The organism is Streptomyces sp. DSM 106670, from assembly GCF_055792845.1.
The window spans coordinates 6,326,567-6,342,500 of sequence record NZ_CM147704.1 but is presented as its reverse complement, the minus strand read 5'-3'; the positions used below and the strand labels follow the sequence as shown (position 1 = coordinate 6,342,500).

General features: G+C 70.1%; 14 protein-coding genes (1 of these 14 only partly in view). 5 read left to right on the top strand and 9 right to left on the bottom strand.

Going from position 1 to position 15,934, the window contains the following annotated elements:
- From ACSMXR_RS28230 to thyX, 3 genes are all read right to left on the bottom strand, one after another.
- Nucleotides 1–91: the start of a ribonuclease J gene (locus tag ACSMXR_RS28230; protein WP_003965846.1), read on the bottom strand. Its footprint begins 1,595 nt before the window's first position; only the first 91 of its 1,686 coding nucleotides appear in the window; the start codon lies at nucleotides 89–91; the stop codon falls past the left edge of the window.
- Nucleotides 92–221: 130 nt separating this feature from the next.
- A complete protein-coding gene (gene dapA, locus ACSMXR_RS28225; RefSeq protein WP_137234394.1) occupies nucleotides 222–1,121 on the bottom strand; it encodes a 4-hydroxy-tetrahydrodipicolinate synthase in 900 nt (299 codons plus the stop codon).
- Nucleotides 1,122–1,273: 152 nt separating this feature from the next.
- Nucleotides 1,274–2,011, bottom strand: coding sequence for an FAD-dependent thymidylate synthase (gene thyX, locus ACSMXR_RS28220; RefSeq protein ID WP_137234395.1), 738 nt, complete (start codon nucleotides 2,009–2,011; stop codon nucleotides 1,274–1,276).
- A gap of 196 nt (nucleotides 2,012–2,207) precedes the next feature.
- Between thyX and ACSMXR_RS28215 the strand changes: the two genes are divergently transcribed.
- Together ACSMXR_RS28215 and ACSMXR_RS28210 are read left to right on the top strand one after the other, a co-directional pair.
- The gene (locus ACSMXR_RS28215) at nucleotides 2,208–2,447 is read left to right on the top strand and encodes a hypothetical protein (RefSeq protein WP_103511625.1); all 240 of its coding nucleotides are present in this window, start codon (nucleotides 2,208–2,210) and stop codon (nucleotides 2,445–2,447) included.
- Between the two features lie 94 nt (nucleotides 2,448–2,541).
- Nucleotides 2,542–3,093 carry a hypothetical protein gene (locus ACSMXR_RS28210; protein WP_103511624.1) on the top strand — a complete coding sequence of 184 codons (552 nt, stop codon included), beginning with the start codon at nucleotides 2,542–2,544 and terminating at the stop codon, nucleotides 3,091–3,093.
- Between the two features lie 116 nt (nucleotides 3,094–3,209).
- Here the strand turns inward: ACSMXR_RS28210 and ACSMXR_RS28205 are convergent, their stop codons facing one another.
- From ACSMXR_RS28205 to eccD, 6 genes are all read right to left on the bottom strand, one after another.
- Nucleotides 3,210–3,770 (bottom strand): tetratricopeptide repeat protein, encoded by a 561-nt coding sequence (locus tag ACSMXR_RS28205; protein WP_381850493.1) that lies wholly within the window; start codon nucleotides 3,768–3,770, stop codon nucleotides 3,210–3,212.
- A gap of 11 nt (nucleotides 3,771–3,781) precedes the next feature.
- A complete protein-coding gene (gene dapB, locus ACSMXR_RS28200) occupies nucleotides 3,782–4,534 on the bottom strand; it encodes a 4-hydroxy-tetrahydrodipicolinate reductase (RefSeq protein WP_473170178.1) in 753 nt (250 codons plus the stop codon).
- Between the two features lie 17 nt (nucleotides 4,535–4,551).
- Nucleotides 4,552–5,931 carry a M16 family metallopeptidase gene (locus ACSMXR_RS28195; protein WP_376186026.1) on the bottom strand — a complete coding sequence of 460 codons (1,380 nt, stop codon included), beginning with the start codon at nucleotides 5,929–5,931 and terminating at the stop codon, nucleotides 4,552–4,554.
- A complete protein-coding gene (locus ACSMXR_RS28190) occupies nucleotides 5,928–8,141 on the bottom strand; it encodes a polyribonucleotide nucleotidyltransferase (protein WP_030810377.1) in 2,214 nt (737 codons plus the stop codon). Before ACSMXR_RS28190 ends, ACSMXR_RS28195 begins: the two co-directional genes overlap by 4 nt.
- Before the next feature lie 329 nt (nucleotides 8,142–8,470).
- Complete coding sequence (gene rpsO / locus ACSMXR_RS28185; protein ID WP_030085294.1) at nucleotides 8,471–8,761, bottom strand: 30S ribosomal protein S15; 291 nt, start codon at nucleotides 8,759–8,761, stop codon at nucleotides 8,471–8,473.
- Between the two features lie 206 nt (nucleotides 8,762–8,967).
- Nucleotides 8,968–10,440, bottom strand: a complete 1,473-nt coding sequence (eccD, locus tag ACSMXR_RS28180) for a type VII secretion integral membrane protein EccD (RefSeq protein ID WP_137234400.1) — start codon at nucleotides 10,438–10,440, stop codon at nucleotides 8,968–8,970.
- Between the two features lie 186 nt (nucleotides 10,441–10,626).
- Between eccD and eccCa the strand changes: the two genes are divergently transcribed.
- From eccCa to ACSMXR_RS28165, 3 genes are all read left to right on the top strand, one after another.
- Entirely contained in the window at nucleotides 10,627–14,592 is a 3,966-nt protein-coding gene (gene eccCa / locus ACSMXR_RS28175) for a type VII secretion protein EccCa (protein ID WP_473170177.1), read from the top strand.
- A 116-nt stretch (nucleotides 14,593–14,708) separates the two neighbouring features.
- Entirely contained in the window at nucleotides 14,709–15,164 is a 456-nt protein-coding gene (locus ACSMXR_RS28170; protein WP_218524540.1) for a hypothetical protein, read from the top strand.
- A 74-nt stretch (nucleotides 15,165–15,238) separates the two neighbouring features.
- On the top strand, nucleotides 15,239–15,919 hold the full coding sequence (locus ACSMXR_RS28165; RefSeq protein WP_473170176.1) for a hypothetical protein: 681 nt from the start codon (nucleotides 15,239–15,241) through the stop codon (nucleotides 15,917–15,919).
- Nucleotides 15,920–15,934 lie beyond the last annotated feature (15 nt).

The window sequence follows — 15,934 nt, the reverse complement described above, 5'->3', positions numbered from 1 at the left end:
CGATCTCGCCCAGGCCGCCGAGCGGGGTGACCCGCAGGGCGCCCTTCGGGAGCTTCGGCGGGGTACCGAGTTCAGGATGCGGATGACTCAAAAGACTCTCCTTACCACGCACGCCACGTACCGCTGAGGCACGTGGCGCGCATGTCATTCGTGCACTTGCTGTTGTCTTGGGGTGATGCTCGATGCGAGTCGCCTCGCGTGTTCAGTTGTGAAGTCTGTGATCAGAGCTGTACCCCGCCGGCGGCGAGATCGATCTTGAGCTGGGCCGTCTCCTGGGCGCTCAGCTCCACCAGGGGCAGGCGCAGCGGTCCGGCCGGGAGGCCCTGGAGGGTCAGGGCGGCCTTCGTGGTGATGACGCCCTGGGTGCGGAACATGCCCGTGAAGACCGGGAGCAGCTTCTGGTGGATCTCGGTGGCCTTCTGGACGTCACCGCTCAGGTGCGCCTCGATCAGGGCCCGCAGCTCCGGGGTGACCATGTGGCCGACCACGGAGACGAAGCCGACCGCGCCGACCGAGAGGAGCGGCAGGTTGAGCATGTCGTCGCCGGAGTACCAGGCCAGTCCCGATTCGGCGATGGCCCAGCTGGCGCGGCCCAGGTCGCCCTTGGCGTCCTTGTTCGCGACGATCCGCGGGTGGTCGGCCAGCCGGACGAGGGTCTCGGTGTCGATCGGGACGCCGCTGCGGCCGGGGATGTCGTACAGCATCACGGGCAGGCCGGTGGAGTCGGCGATGGCCGTGAAGTGCCGGAGCAGGCCCTCCTGCGGCGGCTTGTTGTAGTACGGCGTGACGGCGAGCAGTCCGTGGGCGCCGGTGCGCTCGGCCGTCCGGGCGAGCTCGACGCTGTGGCGGGTGTCGTTGGTGCCGATGCCGGCGACGACATGCGCCCGGTCGCCGACCGCTTCGAGCACCGCCCGTACGAGCTGGTCCTTCTCCGTGTCACTGGTGGTCGGGGACTCACCGGTGGTGCCGTTGACGATCAGGCCGTCATTGCCTGCGTCCACCAGGTGGGCGGCGAGCCGCTGGGCGCCGTCGAGGTCGAGAGCGCCGTCCGCCGTGAAGGGCGTGACCATAGCGGTGAGGACCCGCCCGAAGGGGGTCTGCGGAGTGGAGATCGGAGCCATGGGTAACACGCTACTCGCTGCTCAGCGCGCGGGGTCCCCTCGGGGGGACGGGGAAGAGGAGCCCGGCACTGCCTGCTCGGGGGTTCAAGCAGTGCCGGGTCCGTTTGATCAGCCTAGATGAACTTCTCGAAACGCCGCAATACGGACACCGCCTACGGGGCTACGCGTCCATTTTTGTTGAAGGCCGCATGAGTCAGTGGCATAAGCCGCTCCCAGTGGGCTTCCATCTGCTCGCCGACCATCTCGATCTCGCGCTGCGGGAAGGACGGGACCTTCGCCAGCTCGTGCTGGGTGCGCAGGCCGAGGAAGTGCATCAGGGAGCGTGCGTTGCAGGTGGCGTACATCGAGGAGAACAGGCCGACCGGCAGGACCGCGCGGGCGACCTCACGGGCCACGCCCTCGGCCAGCATCTCCTGGTACGCCGCGTAGGAGGCCCGGTAGGACTCCTCCATGGCGCGGGTGGTGACGTCGTACTGCTCCTCGGTGCCCTCGACGAAGACGTACTTGCCGGGGCGGCCCTGCTGGACCAGCTTCCTGGAGGTTCCGGGGACGTAGAAGACCGGCTCCAGCTCCCTGTAGCGGCCCGATTCCTCGTTGTACGACCAGCCGACGCGGTGCCGCATGAACTCGCGGAACACGAAGATCGGGGCGCTGATGAAGAAGGTCATCGAGTTGTGCTCGAACGGGCTGCCGTGCCGGTCCCGCATGAGGTAGTTGATGAGCCCCTTGGAGCGCTCGGGGTCCTTGGTGACCTCTTCGAGCGACTGCTCGCCGGCGGTGGAGACCCGGGCGGCGAACAGCACGTCCGCGTCGCGCGCGTCGCTCTTCACCAGCTCGACGGTGACATCGCTGCGGAAGTGGGGCTTTGCGGGTTCGGGGGTGTCGGTCACCGACAAGGGTCCTTCCAGGGGCATCGCTCGGGCGGCGACCACTTTACGGGCCGAAGGTCCGTGCATGTACGTCGCGGTCTCGGGCAGCCGTTCGTGGAGTTCCCCCAACAAGTACGGCGATTCGGGCACCGATTCGGGCTGTCGTACGTCTGACTCAATAGCAGCACCCGTCATGCAGATCAAGGAGAGTTTCCTCATGTTCCGCCGGCGTGAAGCCGTCCCGTTCTCGTTCGTCGCCGAGTCCGACCGATTCCGCAGTAATGTCACTCCCCCTCCCTCCGCCCGCGTCACCGTTCCCGAGCTGCTGGGGCGGTCCCTCGTCGGGCTGACCGTGGTCGCCGGTCTCGTCGGCTCACTGCTGCTGGGGCTTCCGGCGCTCGACTCCGGGCAGTCCGCGCAGCACGGCAAGCAGTCCACCGCGTCCCAGGGCCGCTGACTCGTACGGACCCCCTGGGGTGGTCGGGCCGGTGGCACCCTCGGTAGCCTCACCGGGCACAGCAATCGAGCGTGCTTGTGAGTGAGGATGAGTCGTGCCCCTGCCCTTTCTGACGGCCGACCGCGCATTCGATGCGAGCGCGGAGGACGTTGCGCTGCCGTTCGACGACCACGACAGCTGGCGGCGGCCCTACCGCCCCGGCCCGTGGCGGGTCGCGGCGGCGGCCACCCTGTTGTTGCTGGCCTCGTTCGTTCTGCTCGCGGCCATGATCATCGGTGTGGCCGGAGCGCCTTCGGGCGCCACCGTGTGTCTGGTTCTGGCCGGTGCGGTGATCGCCGCTGCCCTGCGGTTGCTGCGGGTCGGCGCGTGGGTCAGCCGCCACGGTGTGCGGCGTGTCGGTTTCTTCGTGACCACCACGGTGGCCTGGAGCGGCACGTCGGCGGTTCGTACGGTCCAGCAGCCCGTGAAGTGGATGGGCTTTCCCCGTACGGTCCAGGGCCAGGCGCTCGTCGTGGTCCGGCGGAGCGGTGAGACGCTGCCGCCGCTGGCCACCGACCACAACGCGGATTTCCTCGGGCGTGAGGAAGCGTTTGAGCGGGCGACGGATGCGGTGGAGGCCTGGGCGGATGAGTATCGGCAGGGGTGACTCCCTGACTGCCGTCGCCTGTACATGAGTGAGCCCGGGGCCGTTGTCGGTCCCGGGCTCACTTGTGTACGGGGCGAAAGATGTCCTCAATCGCCGGACGGGCTTGATTGGTGTCCTCAAGCGCCGGACGGGCTGGAGGGTGCGGCCGGGCTGGAAGGTGCGGGGGTATCCAGCGCACCGGAGGGGGCTGGGGTGTCCGGTGCGTTGGAGGCGGTGGGATGGGCTGAAGGAGAGCCTGGGCGGGAGCGGTGCAGGGCGATGGCCCTCTGCATGGCCTTGCGGGCTCTGGGGGTGTCTCTCGCGTCCTGGTAGGCAACCGCCAGTCTGAACCAGGTGCGCCAGTCGTCCGGGGCGTCCTCGGTCTCCTCGCGGCGCTTGGTGAAGACCGCGTCCGCCGCGTCCCGGTCAATGCGTCCGGACGGTGTGCGGGCCAGGTCGTCGACCGGGAGGCCGCCCTCCGCGTCCAGCTCGGCCGCCAGGGCGTTGGCGCGGCGGACGAACTGGGTGTTCTTCCAGAGGAACCAGACGCCGATCACCGGCAGGATCAGCACGGCGATGCCGAACGTGACCGTGACGAGCGTGCCGTGCCGGATGAGCATCAGGCCGCGGCTGCCGACCAGGACGAAGTAGAAGACCAGGACGGCGGCCGTGACGAGGTAGGTGATCTTTGCGCGCATGGTGGGCTCAGTCAGTTCAGGTCGAGGAAGTGTTCCAGGCCGAACGTGAGGCCGGGAGTGGTCGCCACGCGGCGGACGCCGAGCAGGATGCCCGGCATGAAGCTGCTGTGGTGCAGGGAGTCGTGGCGGATGGTGAGGGTCTCTCCCTCGCCGCCGAGGAGCACTTCCTGGTGGGCCAGCAAACCGCGGAGCCGGATCGCGTGGACCGGGACGCCGTCGATGTCCGCGCCGCGCGCGCCGTCCAGGGCGGTGGCGGTGGCGTCCGGCTGGGGCGCGGTGCCCGCCTCGGCGCGGGCCGCCGCGATGAGCTGGGCGGTGCGGGTGGCGGTGCCGGAGGGGGCGTCGACCTTGTTGGGGTGGTGGAGCTCGACGACCTCGACCGATTCGAAGTAGCGGGCCGCCTGCGCCGCGAACTTCATGGTCAGGACGGCGCCGATGGAGAAGTTCGGGGCGATCAGGACGCCCGTCCCCGGGGAGTTGTCCAGCCAGGTGGTCAGCTGCGCGAGCCGTTCGTCGGTCCAGCCCGTGGTGCCGACGACGGCGTGGATGCCGTGCCGGACGCAGAAGTCGAGGTTCCCCATCACCGAAGCGGGGGTGGTGAGCTCGACGACGGCCTGGGCGCCCGCGTCGGCGAGGGTCTCCAGCTTGTCGCCCCGGCCCAGGGCCGCCACCAGCTCCAGGTCGTCGGCGGCCTCGATCGCCCGTACGGCCTCGGAGCCGATACGGCCCTTCGCACCGAGAACGGCTACGCGCAGCTTACTCATGGTGATTCCTTAAGGGATTAGGAGACCGCTTCGTCGAGGCGGTCCGCCTGCTTGTCCTTGAGCGGGCCGATGACCGAGAGCGAGGGGCGGTGGGTGAGGAGCTCGCCCGCCACCTCCCGTACGTCGTCGGGGGTGACCTGCGCGATGCGGGCCAGCATGTCGTCGACCGACATCTGCTCGCCCCAGCACAGCTCGCTCTTGCCGATACGGTTCATCAGCGCGCCGGTGTCCTCCAGGCCGAGGACGGTGGAGCCGGAGAGCTGCCCGATGGCGCGGGCGACCTCGTCGTCGTCCAGGCCGTGTGCGGCGACCCGGTCCAGTTCGTCGCGGCAGATCTTCAGGACGTCGTGGACCTGGCTGGGCCGGCAGCCCGCGTAGACGCCGAAGAGGCCGCAGTCGGCGAAGCCCGAGGTGTAGGAGTACACGCTGTAGGCCAGGCCGCGCTTCTCCCGGACCTCCTGGAAGAGGCGGGAGCTCATGCCGCCGCCGAGGGCGGTGTTGAGGACGCCGAGCGCCCAGCGGCGGTCGTCGGTGCGGGCGAGGCCGGGCATGCCGAGGACCACGTGGGCCTGCTCGGTCTTGCGGTTCAGCAGCTCGACCTTGCCGGCGGTGCGCAGGGTGCGGGAGCCCTCGCGGGGCGCCATGGGCACCGCGTCCGTACGCGAGAGGGCCCCGGCCTTCTCGAAGGCGCGGCGGACCTGGCGTACGACCGTGGCGTGGTCGACGTTGCCCGCGGCGGCGACGACCAGGTGCGTGGGGTCGTAGTGCTTCTTGTAGAAGCGGGCGATCTGGCCCCGGTTCAGCGCGTTGATCGTGTCGACGGTGCCGAGGACCGGGCGGCCGAGGGGGGTGTCGCCGAGCATGGTGTGCGCGAACAGGTCGTGCACGCAGTCGCCCGGGTCGTCCTCGGTCATCGCGATCTCTTCGAGGATGACGCCGCGCTCGGCGTCGACGTCCTCGGGGGCGATCAGCGAGCCGGTCAGCATGTCGCAGACCACGTCGATGGCCAGCGGCAGGTCGGTGTCCAGGACCCGCGCGTAGTAGCAGGTGTACTCCTTCGCCGTGAAGGCGTTCATCTCGCCGCCGACCGCGTCGATCGCGGAGGAGATGTCGAGGGCGGTGCGCTTCGCGGTGCCCTTGAAGAGGAGGTGTTCGAGGTAGTGGGTCGCGCCGTTCAGGGTGGGCGTCTCGTCGCGGGAGCCGACGTTCGCCCAGATGCCGAAGGTGGCGGACCGGACGGAGGGCAGGGTCTCGGTGACGATCCGCAGACCGCCGGGGAGGACGGTCCGGCGGACCGTTCCGATGCCGTTGCTGCCCTTGAGAAGCGTTTGGGTACGGGCGACGGCCCGCCCCTCCGAGGAGGTGCGGGCCGTCGTCGCGGAACTACGGGACGTCACTTGTCGGTGTCGTCCTTCTTCTCGTCCTCTTCGCCCTCGATGACGGGGATGAGGGAGAGCTTGCCGCGGGAGTCGATCTCGGCGATCTCGACCTGGACCTTGGCGCCGACGCCGAGCACGTCCTCGACGTTCTCCACGCGCTTGCCACCGGCGAGCTTGCGGATCTGCGAGATGTGCAGCAGACCGTCCTTGCCCGGCATGAGCGAGACGAACGCACCGAAGGTGGTGGTCTTGACGACCGTACCCAGGTAGCGCTCGCCGACCTCCGGCATGGTCGGGTTGGCGATCGCGTTGATCGTGGCGCGGGCGGCCTCGGCCTGCGAGCCCTGCTGGGCACCGATGTAGATGGTGCCGTCGTCCTCGATCGTGATGTCGGCGCCGGTGTCCTCCTGGATCTGGTTGATCATCTTGCCCTTGGGGCCGATGACCTCACCGATCTTGTCCACCGGGATCTTGACGGTGATGATCCGCGGGGCGTTCGGGGACATCTCGTCCGGGACGTCGATGGCCTCGTTCATGACGTCCAGGATGTGCAGACGCGCGTCACGGGCCTGCTTCAGCGCGGCGGCCAGGACCGAGGCGGGGATGCCGTCGAGCTTGGTGTCGAGCTGGAGCGCGGTCACGAACTGCTTGGTGCCGGCGACCTTGAAGTCCATGTCGCCGAAGGCGTCCTCCGCACCGAGGATGTCGGTGAGGGCGACGTAGTGGGTCTTGCCGTCGATCTCCTGCGAGATCAGGCCCATGGCGATACCGGCGACGGCGGCCTTGAGGGGCACACCGGCGTTCAGCAGCGACATGGTGGAGGCGCAGACCGAGCCCATGGACGTCGAGCCGTTGGAGCCCAGCGCCTCGGAGACCTGGCGGATCGCGTAGGGGAACTCCTCGCGCGTCGGCAGGACCGGCACGATGGCGCGCTCGGCGAGCGCTCCGTGGCCGATCTCGCGGCGCTTGGGCGAGCCCACGCGGCCGGTCTCGCCGACGGAGTACGGCGGGAAGTTGTAGTTGTGCATGTAGCGCTTGCGGGTCACCGGGGAGAGGGTGTCCAGCTGCTGCTCCATCCGGAGCATGTTGAGGGTGGTGACGCCCAGGATCTGGGTCTCGCCACGCTCGAACAGCGCCGAGCCGTGCACGCGCGGGATGGCCTCGACCTCGGCGGCGAGCGTACGGATGTCCGTGACGCCACGGCCGTCGATGCGGACCTTGTCCTTGATGACGCGCTCGCGGACCAGCTTCTTGGTCAGCGCGCGGTACGCGGCGGAGATCTCCTTCTCGCGGCCCTCGAAGGCCGGGAGCAGCTTCTCGGCGGCGATCTCCTTGACGCGGTCCAGCTCGGCCTCGCGGTCCTGCTTGCCGGCGATGGTGAGCGCCTGCGTCAGCTCGGAGGTGACGGCCTTGGCGAGCGCCTCGAAGACGTCGTCCTGGTAGTCCAGGAAGACCGGGAACTCGCCGACCGGCTTGGCGGCCTTGGAGGCGAGGTCGGACTGGGCCTTGCAGAGCGCCTTGATGAAGGGCTTCGCGGCGTCCAGACCGGCGGCGACGATCTCCTCGGTGGGAGCCTCGGCGCCGTCCTTGACGAGCTGGATGGTCTTCTCGGTGGCCTCGGCCTCGACCATCATGATCGCGACGTCGCCGTCCTCCAGGACGCGACCGGCGACGACCATGTCGAAGACGGCGTCCTCGAGCTCGGTGTGCGTCGGGAACGCGACCCACTGGCCCTTGATCAGGGCGACGCGGGTGGCGCCGATCGGGCCGGAGAAGGGCAGGCCCGCCAGGATGGTGGAGCAGGAGGCGGCGTTGATCGCGACCACGTCGTACAGGTGGTCGGGGTTGAGCGCCATGATCGTCTCGACGATCTGGATCTCGTTGCGCAGGCCCTTCTTGAAGGAGGGGCGCAGCGGGCGGTCGATCAGGCGGCAGGTGAGGATCGCGTCCTCGGAGGGCCGGCCCTCACGGCGGAAGAAGGAGCCGGGGATCTTGCCGGCCGCGTACTGCCGCTCCTCGACGTCCACCGTGAGGGGGAAGAAGTCGAGGTTGTCCTTGGGCCGCTTGGAAGCGGTGGTGGCCGACAGCACCATGGTGTCGTCGTCCAGGTACGCGACGGCGGAGCCGGCGGCCTGCTTGGCCAGGCGGCCCGTCTCGAAGCGGATGGTGCGGGTGCCGAAGGTGCCGTTGTCGATGACGGCCTCGGCGTAGTGGGTCTCGTTCTCCACTAGTGATTTCTCCATACTCGTCGTCTTTCGTCCGCACGCCCGTATGGCGTGGGACGGTGCGGGAGAGGCGCACCGTGGATGCGGGCCGGTCTTCGATCGAAGCTCCCGGGCATGTTCCCGGGGGCCACTACCGAGGACCGGCGGCGGCGTCGTAGCGCCTCTCCCTCGTTCTTGCTCGTTCCTGCGGGTCGCGCGTGTTCGTCGCGCGGGTCTTGCGGGTCGTGCGGGTGTCGCTACGCCCAGGTTACTGAGCTTGACACCGGTCGTGCACGTACGGCAAAGGGAGCGGTCCCCTCAAACGCGGGAACCGCTCCCTTTCCACAGCGTCCTTACTTGGCGCCGCCGGCCGCGCCACGGCGGATGCCGAGGCGGTCGACGAGCGCACGGAAGCGCTGGATGTCCTTCTTGGCCAGGTACTGAAGGAGGCGGCGACGCTGGCCGACCAGGATCAGCAGACCACGACGGGAGTGGTGGTCGTGCTTGTGCGTCCGGAGGTGCTCGGTCAGGTCCGAGATCCGGCGGGAGAGCATGGCGACCTGGACCTCGGGGGATCCGGTGTCACCCTCCTTCTGGGCGAACTCGGACATGATCTGCTTCTTCGTAGCGGCGTCGAGCGGCACGCGTACTCCTCTTGATGTTCGAAGCGCCCACGAGTGCCCCTGGTCTTGATCTCAGGAGAGCTTCCGTGACTCGGAGGCGAAGGTCCGATGAGCGCAGCCCCCAGGATGATCCGAGGACGCGTACACAAACGGCCACGGGACAGACTACCAGCCGTTCGGGTCACGCCCCGCCGCCCGCCGCTGGTCAGGCGGCGGGGCGACGGTGATCAGCCGGTGAGGGCGCGGGCCCGGACGAAGACGTCGAGGACCGCCAGGCAGAGCGGGACCAGCGAGAGCAGCACCACGCTCTCGGTCAGGTCGAGGAGCCGGCCCCAGAACGGTGAGAGGCCCTTGCGCGGGATGACCAGGCCGATCGCGGTGAGCAGGGCGGCCCCGGCGGCGACGGCGGCGGAGAGCCAGATCGTACGGATGTCCAGGGCGCCGCGGTCGCCGTAGCGGACCAGCTCGTACAGAAGGTCGGTCGGCGGGTTCAGGGAGAGGCCGAGGACGAGGAGTCCGATGGCCCCGATGCCGGCCACCAGGACGCAGGCGACCTGGGAGGTGTAGCGGAAGAGGCGGGCGCGCAGCAGCATGGCGAGGCCCGCGGCCAGGGCGAGGATCTGGCCCCAGATGTTGTCGGAGAAGCCGAGGACGGCGGCCGAGCCGACGACCACGGCCGCGCAGCCGCCGACGAGGCCGAGGAGCATCTCGTGGCCGCGGCGGGCCTGGGCGGCGATGCGCTCGGCGTCCACGGGCTCCGGGTCGCCCTCGGGGGTGTTCGGGTCGGTGTCGTCGTAGCCGGCCGGAGCGGTGCGCGGCGAGGCGTAGCCGATGGGCAGGCGGGCGAAGCGGGCGGAGAGGCCGGGCAGGAAGGCGACGAGTCCGAGGGCGACGGGGGCGCAGACGGCGGCGGTCTCGGTGGCGGAGGCCTCGGTGAGGATCGCGACGAAGGTGGCCAGGGTGCCGACGGTGGCCAGGAAGGTGGTCGCGACGAAGGGCGCGTCGCCGCTGGGGGTCAGGGCGACCAGGACCACCGAGGCGATCAGCACGGCGACGCAGCCGAGCAGGAACTGCAGGCGGCCGGGCCCCTGGCCGGCGTCCGGACCGATGATTCCGGAGCCGGCGATGAGGACGAGCGGGAGGGCGCCGAGGCCGAGGGCGACGGCGGTGGAGCGGTCGCCGTAGACCCGGGCGCGTACGCCGGCGAAGGCGGTGAGGAGCAGTCCGGCGGATCCCGCGATGATCCCGGGCAGGCTGTGCATGTCGTGGCGCACCGGGTCGGCGAACCAGATCACGAAGGCCATCAGGACGAGCAGCAGGACGCCGCCGACCAGGCCCGCGCCGCGCAGGAGTTCGTCGCTCCACAGGTGGCGGTCGCGGGTGACGGCGGAGGCGACGGCGTCGGAGACGTCGTCGAAGACCGCGGGCGGCAGCGACTGGGCGAAGGGGCGCAGGCTGAGGATCTCGCCGTCGAGGACCTGCTGGGCGCCGAGGGTGCGGGCGCCGTCCAGAACCGTTCCGTCGCGGCGGACGAGGTGGTAGCCGGTGGGTGTTCCGGCGGCCTGGGTCTGGCCCGTGAGACGCAGGATCTCGGGGTAGACGTCGGCGACGGCGATGTCTTCGGGCAGGGCGACGTCGATCCGGCTGTCGGGTGCCACGACGGTGACGCGGCAGAAGCCCGTAGCTGCGGTCGTACTCACGTGTCTGGTCCCCCTGATTCGCGGTTGCGCACGGTGCGCGCGCCACCCTACCGGGAGGGTGCCGGGCGGCCTGCAAGTAGGATCGCCGTCGCGCGGACGGAAGTTGTGCGCGCACGCAGCCACGGGGGCGTCGGTGCGGATCAAGACCGGCCTTCCGCCCGTCCGTATCGAGGGATTGATGTTCCGGTGAGCCAGATCGTCGTGAAACGACCTCCGCGGTCCCTGCCGCCGGAAGTACCGGCGGACGAATTGACGTTGGAGACCCCTCCGGAGCTGCCGCGCGGGCAGCAGGAGGGCATGCTGATGCAGATCCTGCCGGTGCTCGGCATGGGCTCGTCGGTGGTCTTCTTCTTCTCTCCGCAGGCCCCTCCGTTCATGCGGATCATGGGTGTTCTGATGCTCGTCTCGACGGTCGGCATGGTGGTCGCCCAGCTTGTCCGGTATCGCCGGGGTACGCAGGGGCAAATGGCAGATGTCCGCCGTGACTACCTCAAGTACCTGGCGCAGACGCGGCGCACGGTGCGGCGGACGGCGCGCAAGCAGCGCGATGTGCAGCTGTATCTGCACCCGTCCCCCGAGCAGTTGTGGTCGGTGGTGGCGGAGGGCTCCCGACTGTGGGAGCGGCGCGTGGGCGACAAGGACTTCGCGCAGGTGCGGATCGGCCTCGGCGCACAGCAGTTGTCGACGCCGCTGGTCGCTCCGGACACCGCGCCGGTGGACGAGCTGGAGCCGATGTGCGCCGGTGCGATGCAGAGGTTCCTGGCGGTGCACGGGTCGCTGGACGGGCTGCCGATGGCGGTCTCGATGCGGGCCTTCTACCACGTGACGGTCTCCGGTCATCCGGAGGCGGCGCAGTCCACGGCGCGTTCGATGGTGGCGCAGCTGGTCACGCTGCACTCCCCCGAGGACCTGATGGTGGCCGTGGTGGCGGCCCCGGGTGCGGTGGAGCGCTGGGACTGGACGAAGTGGCTGCCGCACGCGCAGGTGCCGGGTCAGATCGACGGGGCCGGTACGAAGCGGCTGTTCGGCGACGACCTCGGGGAGCTGGAGCAGCTGCTGGCGGGCCGTCTGGAGGGCCGGCCGCGGTTCGGCCGGGACAGTCAGCCGGTGCTGGACCAGCCGCACATCGTGGTGGTCCTGGACGGCGGGATGGTGCCGCCGGACTCGCTGTTCGCGGCGGCCGAGGGGCTGCAGGGCGTGACCATCGTCGAGGTGGTCTCCGGCGATCTGGACGAGCAGCGCGGCGGTCTGTCGGTGGTGGCGCGGCCGGGGCTGCTGCGGCTGGAGTCGGGGGCGGGTCTGGCGTACGAGGGGGTGCCGGACACTCTGTCGCTGCCGGCCGCCGAGGCGCTGGCCAGGCAGCTGGCGCCGCTGCGGACGGGCGGGGGCGACGACGACGAACCGCTGCTGGCGAACCTGGACTTCACGGATCTGCTGAATCTGGGGGACGCGGGTTCGGTCGATGTGGCGCGTACCTGGCGGCCCCGGTCGGTGTCGGAGCGGCTGCGGGTGCCGATCGGTATCGGCGAGGGCGGCGCGCCGGTGATGCTGGACCTCAAGGAGGCCGCGCAGGAGGGCATGGGGCCGCACGGGCTGTGTGTCGGCGCGACGGGTTCCGGCAAGTCGGAGCTGCTGCGGACGCTGGTGCTGGGTCTGGCGGTGACGCACTCGTCGGAGACGCTGAACTTCGTGCTCGCGGACTTCAAGGGTGGTGCGACCTTCGCCGGTATGTCCCAGATGCCGCACGTGGCGGCGGTCATCACGAACCTGGCGGACGACCTGACGCTGGTGGACCGCATGGGCGACGCGATCCGCGGTGAGCTCCAGCGGCGGCAGGAGCTGCTGCGGTCGGCGGGCAACTACGCCAACATCCACGACTACGAGAAGGCGCGGGCGGCGGGCGCGGCGCTGGAGCCGCTGGCCTCGCTGGTGCTGGTGATCGACGAGTTCTCCGAACTCCTCACCGCCAAGCCGGACTTCATCGACATGTTCATCCAGATCGGCCGGATCGGCCGTTCGCTGGGTGTGCATCTGCTGCTGGCCTCGCAGCGTCTGGAGGAGGGCAAGCTGCGCGGTCTGGACACCTATCTGTCGTACCGGATCGGTCTGCGGACCTTCTCGGCGTCGGAGTCGCGTACGGCGCTGGGTGTGCCGGACGCGTACCACCTGCCGTCGGTGCCGGGTTCCGGCTATCTGAAGTTCGGTACGGACGAGATGACCCGCTTCAAGGCGGCGTACGTGTCGGGGACGTACCGCACGGGCGGTGCGGATCTGTCGGTGGGGCAGCTGTCGGTCGACCGGCGGCCCGCGGTGTTCTCGGCCGCGCCGGTCCCGGTGGTGTACCGGGCGCCGGATCCCGAGCTGCTGGCCGCGGAGGCGGCGCGGGCGCAGGCGGAGGACGACGCGCTGGCGGACACGGTGCTCGATGTGATCGTGCGGCGGCTGGAGGGCCAGGGGGTGCCGGCGCATCAGGTGTGGCTGCCGCCGCTGGACCGGGCGCCGACCCTGGACCAGCTGCTGCCGGGGCTGGCGCCGACGGCGGACCGCGGGTTCACCTCGACCGAGTACACGCGTCCGGGCGGGCTGGTCGTGCCGCTGGGTCTGATCGACAAGCCGTTCGAGCAGCGGCGTGAGGTGCTGTACCGGGACTTCTCCGGTTCGGCCGGTCATCTGCTGATCGTGGGTGGTCCGCAGTCCGGCAAGTCGACGCTGGCGCGTGCGCTGATCTCGTCGTTCGCGCTCACACACACCCCGGCGGAGGTGCAGTTCTACGGGCTGGACTTCGGTGGTGGCGGCATGGTCTCGCTGGAGGGGCTGCCGCATGTCGGCGGGATGGCCTCGCGGCTGGATCCCGAGCGGGTGCGCCGTACGGTCGCCGAGGTCGCGGGGATCCTGAACCGGCGCGAGGAGTTCTTCCGCGCCAACTCCATCGACTCCATGGCCACCTATCGGCGCAGGCGTGCCCGTGGTGAGCTGCCCGGTGAGGCGTGGGGCGATGTGTTCCTGGTCATCGACGGCTGGAGCGCGTTCCGGACCGAGTACGAGATGCTGGAGGAGGTCGTCACCGATCTCGCCTCGCGCGGCCTCGGGTACGGCATCCACCTGATCGCCACGGCGGCCCGGTACATGGAGATGCGCGCGGCGCTGAAGGACCAGATGCTGGGCCGGCTCGAACTGCGTCTCGGTGACACCATGGACTCCGAGTTCGACCGCAAGGTCGCGGCGAACGTCCCCGCGGGGGTGCCGGGCCGCGGGCAGGTGCCGGAGAAGCTGCACTTCATGGGTGCGCTGCCGCGTATCGACTCGGTCAGCGACGCCGCGGACCTGTCGGAGGGCACGGAGGCGTTCGTCTCCACGCTGAAGGCCAACTGGTCGGGCCCGCCGGCGCCCGCCGTACGGCTGCTGCCGCGCAGGCTGGAGGCGGACCGGTTGCCGAAGGGGTTCGAGTTCCCGGAGCGGGGCATCGCGATCGGCATCGACGAGACGGCGCTGGAGCCGGTGTTCGTCGACTTCGAGACGGATCCGTTCTTCCTGATCTTCGGCGACAGCGAGTCGGGCAAGACGAACCTGCTGCGGCTGATCGCCAAGCAGATCGCGGAGCGCTACTCCCCCGACGAGGCGAAGCTGGTCGTCGGCGACTACCGCCGGGCGCTGCTGGGCGCGCTGCCGGAGCAGCATCTGCTGGAGTACGCGCCGATGGCGAGCTCGATGCAGATGCACATGGAGGCGCTGGCCGGGGTGTTCTCCCGGCGGCAGCCGCCGACGGACGTGACACCGCAGCAGCTGCGCGACCGCAGCTGGTGGACCGGTCCGCAGATCTTCATCATCGTGGACGACTACGACCTGGTGGCGACGAACGCGGGCAACCCGCTGGCGGCGCTCGCGGAGTATCTGCCGTTCGCCCGGGACACCGGGGTGCGGTTCATCATCGCGCGCAGCTCGGCGGGTGCGTCGCGGGCGATGTACGAAGGGTTCATGCAGCGGATCAAGGAGCTGGGCGCGCAGGGTGTGGTGCTCTCGGGCGATCCGGCCGAAGGCGATCTGATCGGCACGGTGCGCGGTCACGCGATGCCGCCGGGGCGCGGGTACTTCGTCTCGCGGCGGCGCGGGGCGCCGATGGTGCAGATCGGGCGGCTTCCGGAACAGCACTGAGACAGAACCGAGACCCGGGGCCGTACACCGGAGCGATGTACTGGTGCCCGAGGGATGATCCATCGGTGCGTACGAACGGCCCGCACCGGCCATGATCAGCGGATACGGGGACTGTGATGGGTTTCGACGAGGAGTGGGCGCAGCTGCGGGCCGAGGCCACGCAGCGGCAGGCGACGAACATGCAGCTCAACGGGGTTCCCGACGAGCCGGGCCCCGGTTTCGGGAACAACGTCCTGGCCTCGACGCCGCAGGAGAAGGCGGCGGCGTCCAAGACGATCCAGGAAGAGCTGCTGGGCAGCACCGCCAAGGCCGCGAACCACGCGGACGAGTCGTCGAAGGCGGCGGCCAGGGAGTTCACCGACTGGGCCACGGGGCCGGCCATCAAGAAACTGGACGAGACCTGGGACAAGCAGGTGAAGACCCTGACGAACCGGCTCCAGACGGAGCGGGACGGGCTGAGCGGGACGGCGAAGAACTTCGCCGGGCTCGAACTGGACGTCAGGTACCAGTTCAACTCGCTCCCCCTGTCCCCCTACGGCGCGGGGACTTCGGTCGGCGACGGACAGAAGTAGGTACCCGGGCCGCGAGGCTCCGCTCCTTCGCCCTCTCCTCCCCGTACACGCGAGACGAAAGGTCCCACCCTTCCATGGAACGAACTCGGCTTCGGCTCGGCGGAGCGCTGAGTGTGCTGCTCGCGGCGGCTGTGCTGACCGGTTGCGGGCCGGATGGCGCCGACGGTGCGTCCGGTGCGGCGGCGGACGGGACCGTGAGCGTGTCCGCGCTGCGGGCGGCGGTCGACGAGGTCGGGCCGGACGGAGCGGACGAGTGTCCGCTCCCGTACGACGTCGCCGAGGCGGCGAAGAAGGCCGGACTGTCCGGGAAGACGGGTGCGGGGCCCGCGCCGGGCGACGACTCGGACGATCCCGCCGTCACCGGCGAGTCCAAGTGGGCCGTGGACGGGCCCGGCGGCTTCGAGAGCCATCCCGGAGCGCTGATCAGTTGTCGGTTCCATGTCGGCGGCGAGAGCGTCGAGGTCCACACGGTCGCCACGGAGTCGCGGACGGCCGAGAACGTGCTGATGCCGGTGATCGTGAACGCCGGCGGGCTCTCGCTCGATGACGGCACGTCGTACCTGGAGCGGACGGCGTCCGCGGCACCGGGTGAGGCGGTGGCCACCGAGAACGGTGGCTGCGTGACCGTACGGGTGAAGCCGGCCGACGACGGTGACGCCGCGCTGGTGGTGACGGCGGGCGAGGGCGACGGCGACGGGCCCGGCCGCGAGAAGCTCACCGCCCTGGCTTCGGCGCTGCACGCTCAGCTCGGCTGACCGGGCGCCGCCACC

Excerpts from the sequence above, each read along its gene's own strand:
- dapB (WP_473170178.1), bottom strand. The coding sequence starts at position 4,534 with ATGAGTAAGCTGCGCGTAGCCGTTCTCGGTGCGAAGGGCCGTATCGGC.
- dapA (WP_137234394.1), bottom strand. The coding sequence starts at position 1,121 with ATGGCTCCGATCTCCACTCCGCAGACCCCCTTCGGGCGGGTCCTCACC.
- ACSMXR_RS28215 (WP_103511625.1), top strand. The coding sequence starts at position 2,208 with ATGTTCCGCCGGCGTGAAGCCGTCCCGTTCTCGTTCGTCGCCGAGTCC.
- ACSMXR_RS28170 (WP_218524540.1), top strand. The coding sequence starts at position 14,709 with ATGGGTTTCGACGAGGAGTGGGCGCAGCTGCGGGCCGAGGCCACGCAG.
- ACSMXR_RS28205 (WP_381850493.1), bottom strand. The coding sequence starts at position 3,770 with ATGCGCGCAAAGATCACCTACCTCGTCACGGCCGCCGTCCTGGTCTTC.
- ACSMXR_RS28165 (WP_473170176.1), top strand. The coding sequence starts at position 15,239 with ATGGAACGAACTCGGCTTCGGCTCGGCGGAGCGCTGAGTGTGCTGCTC.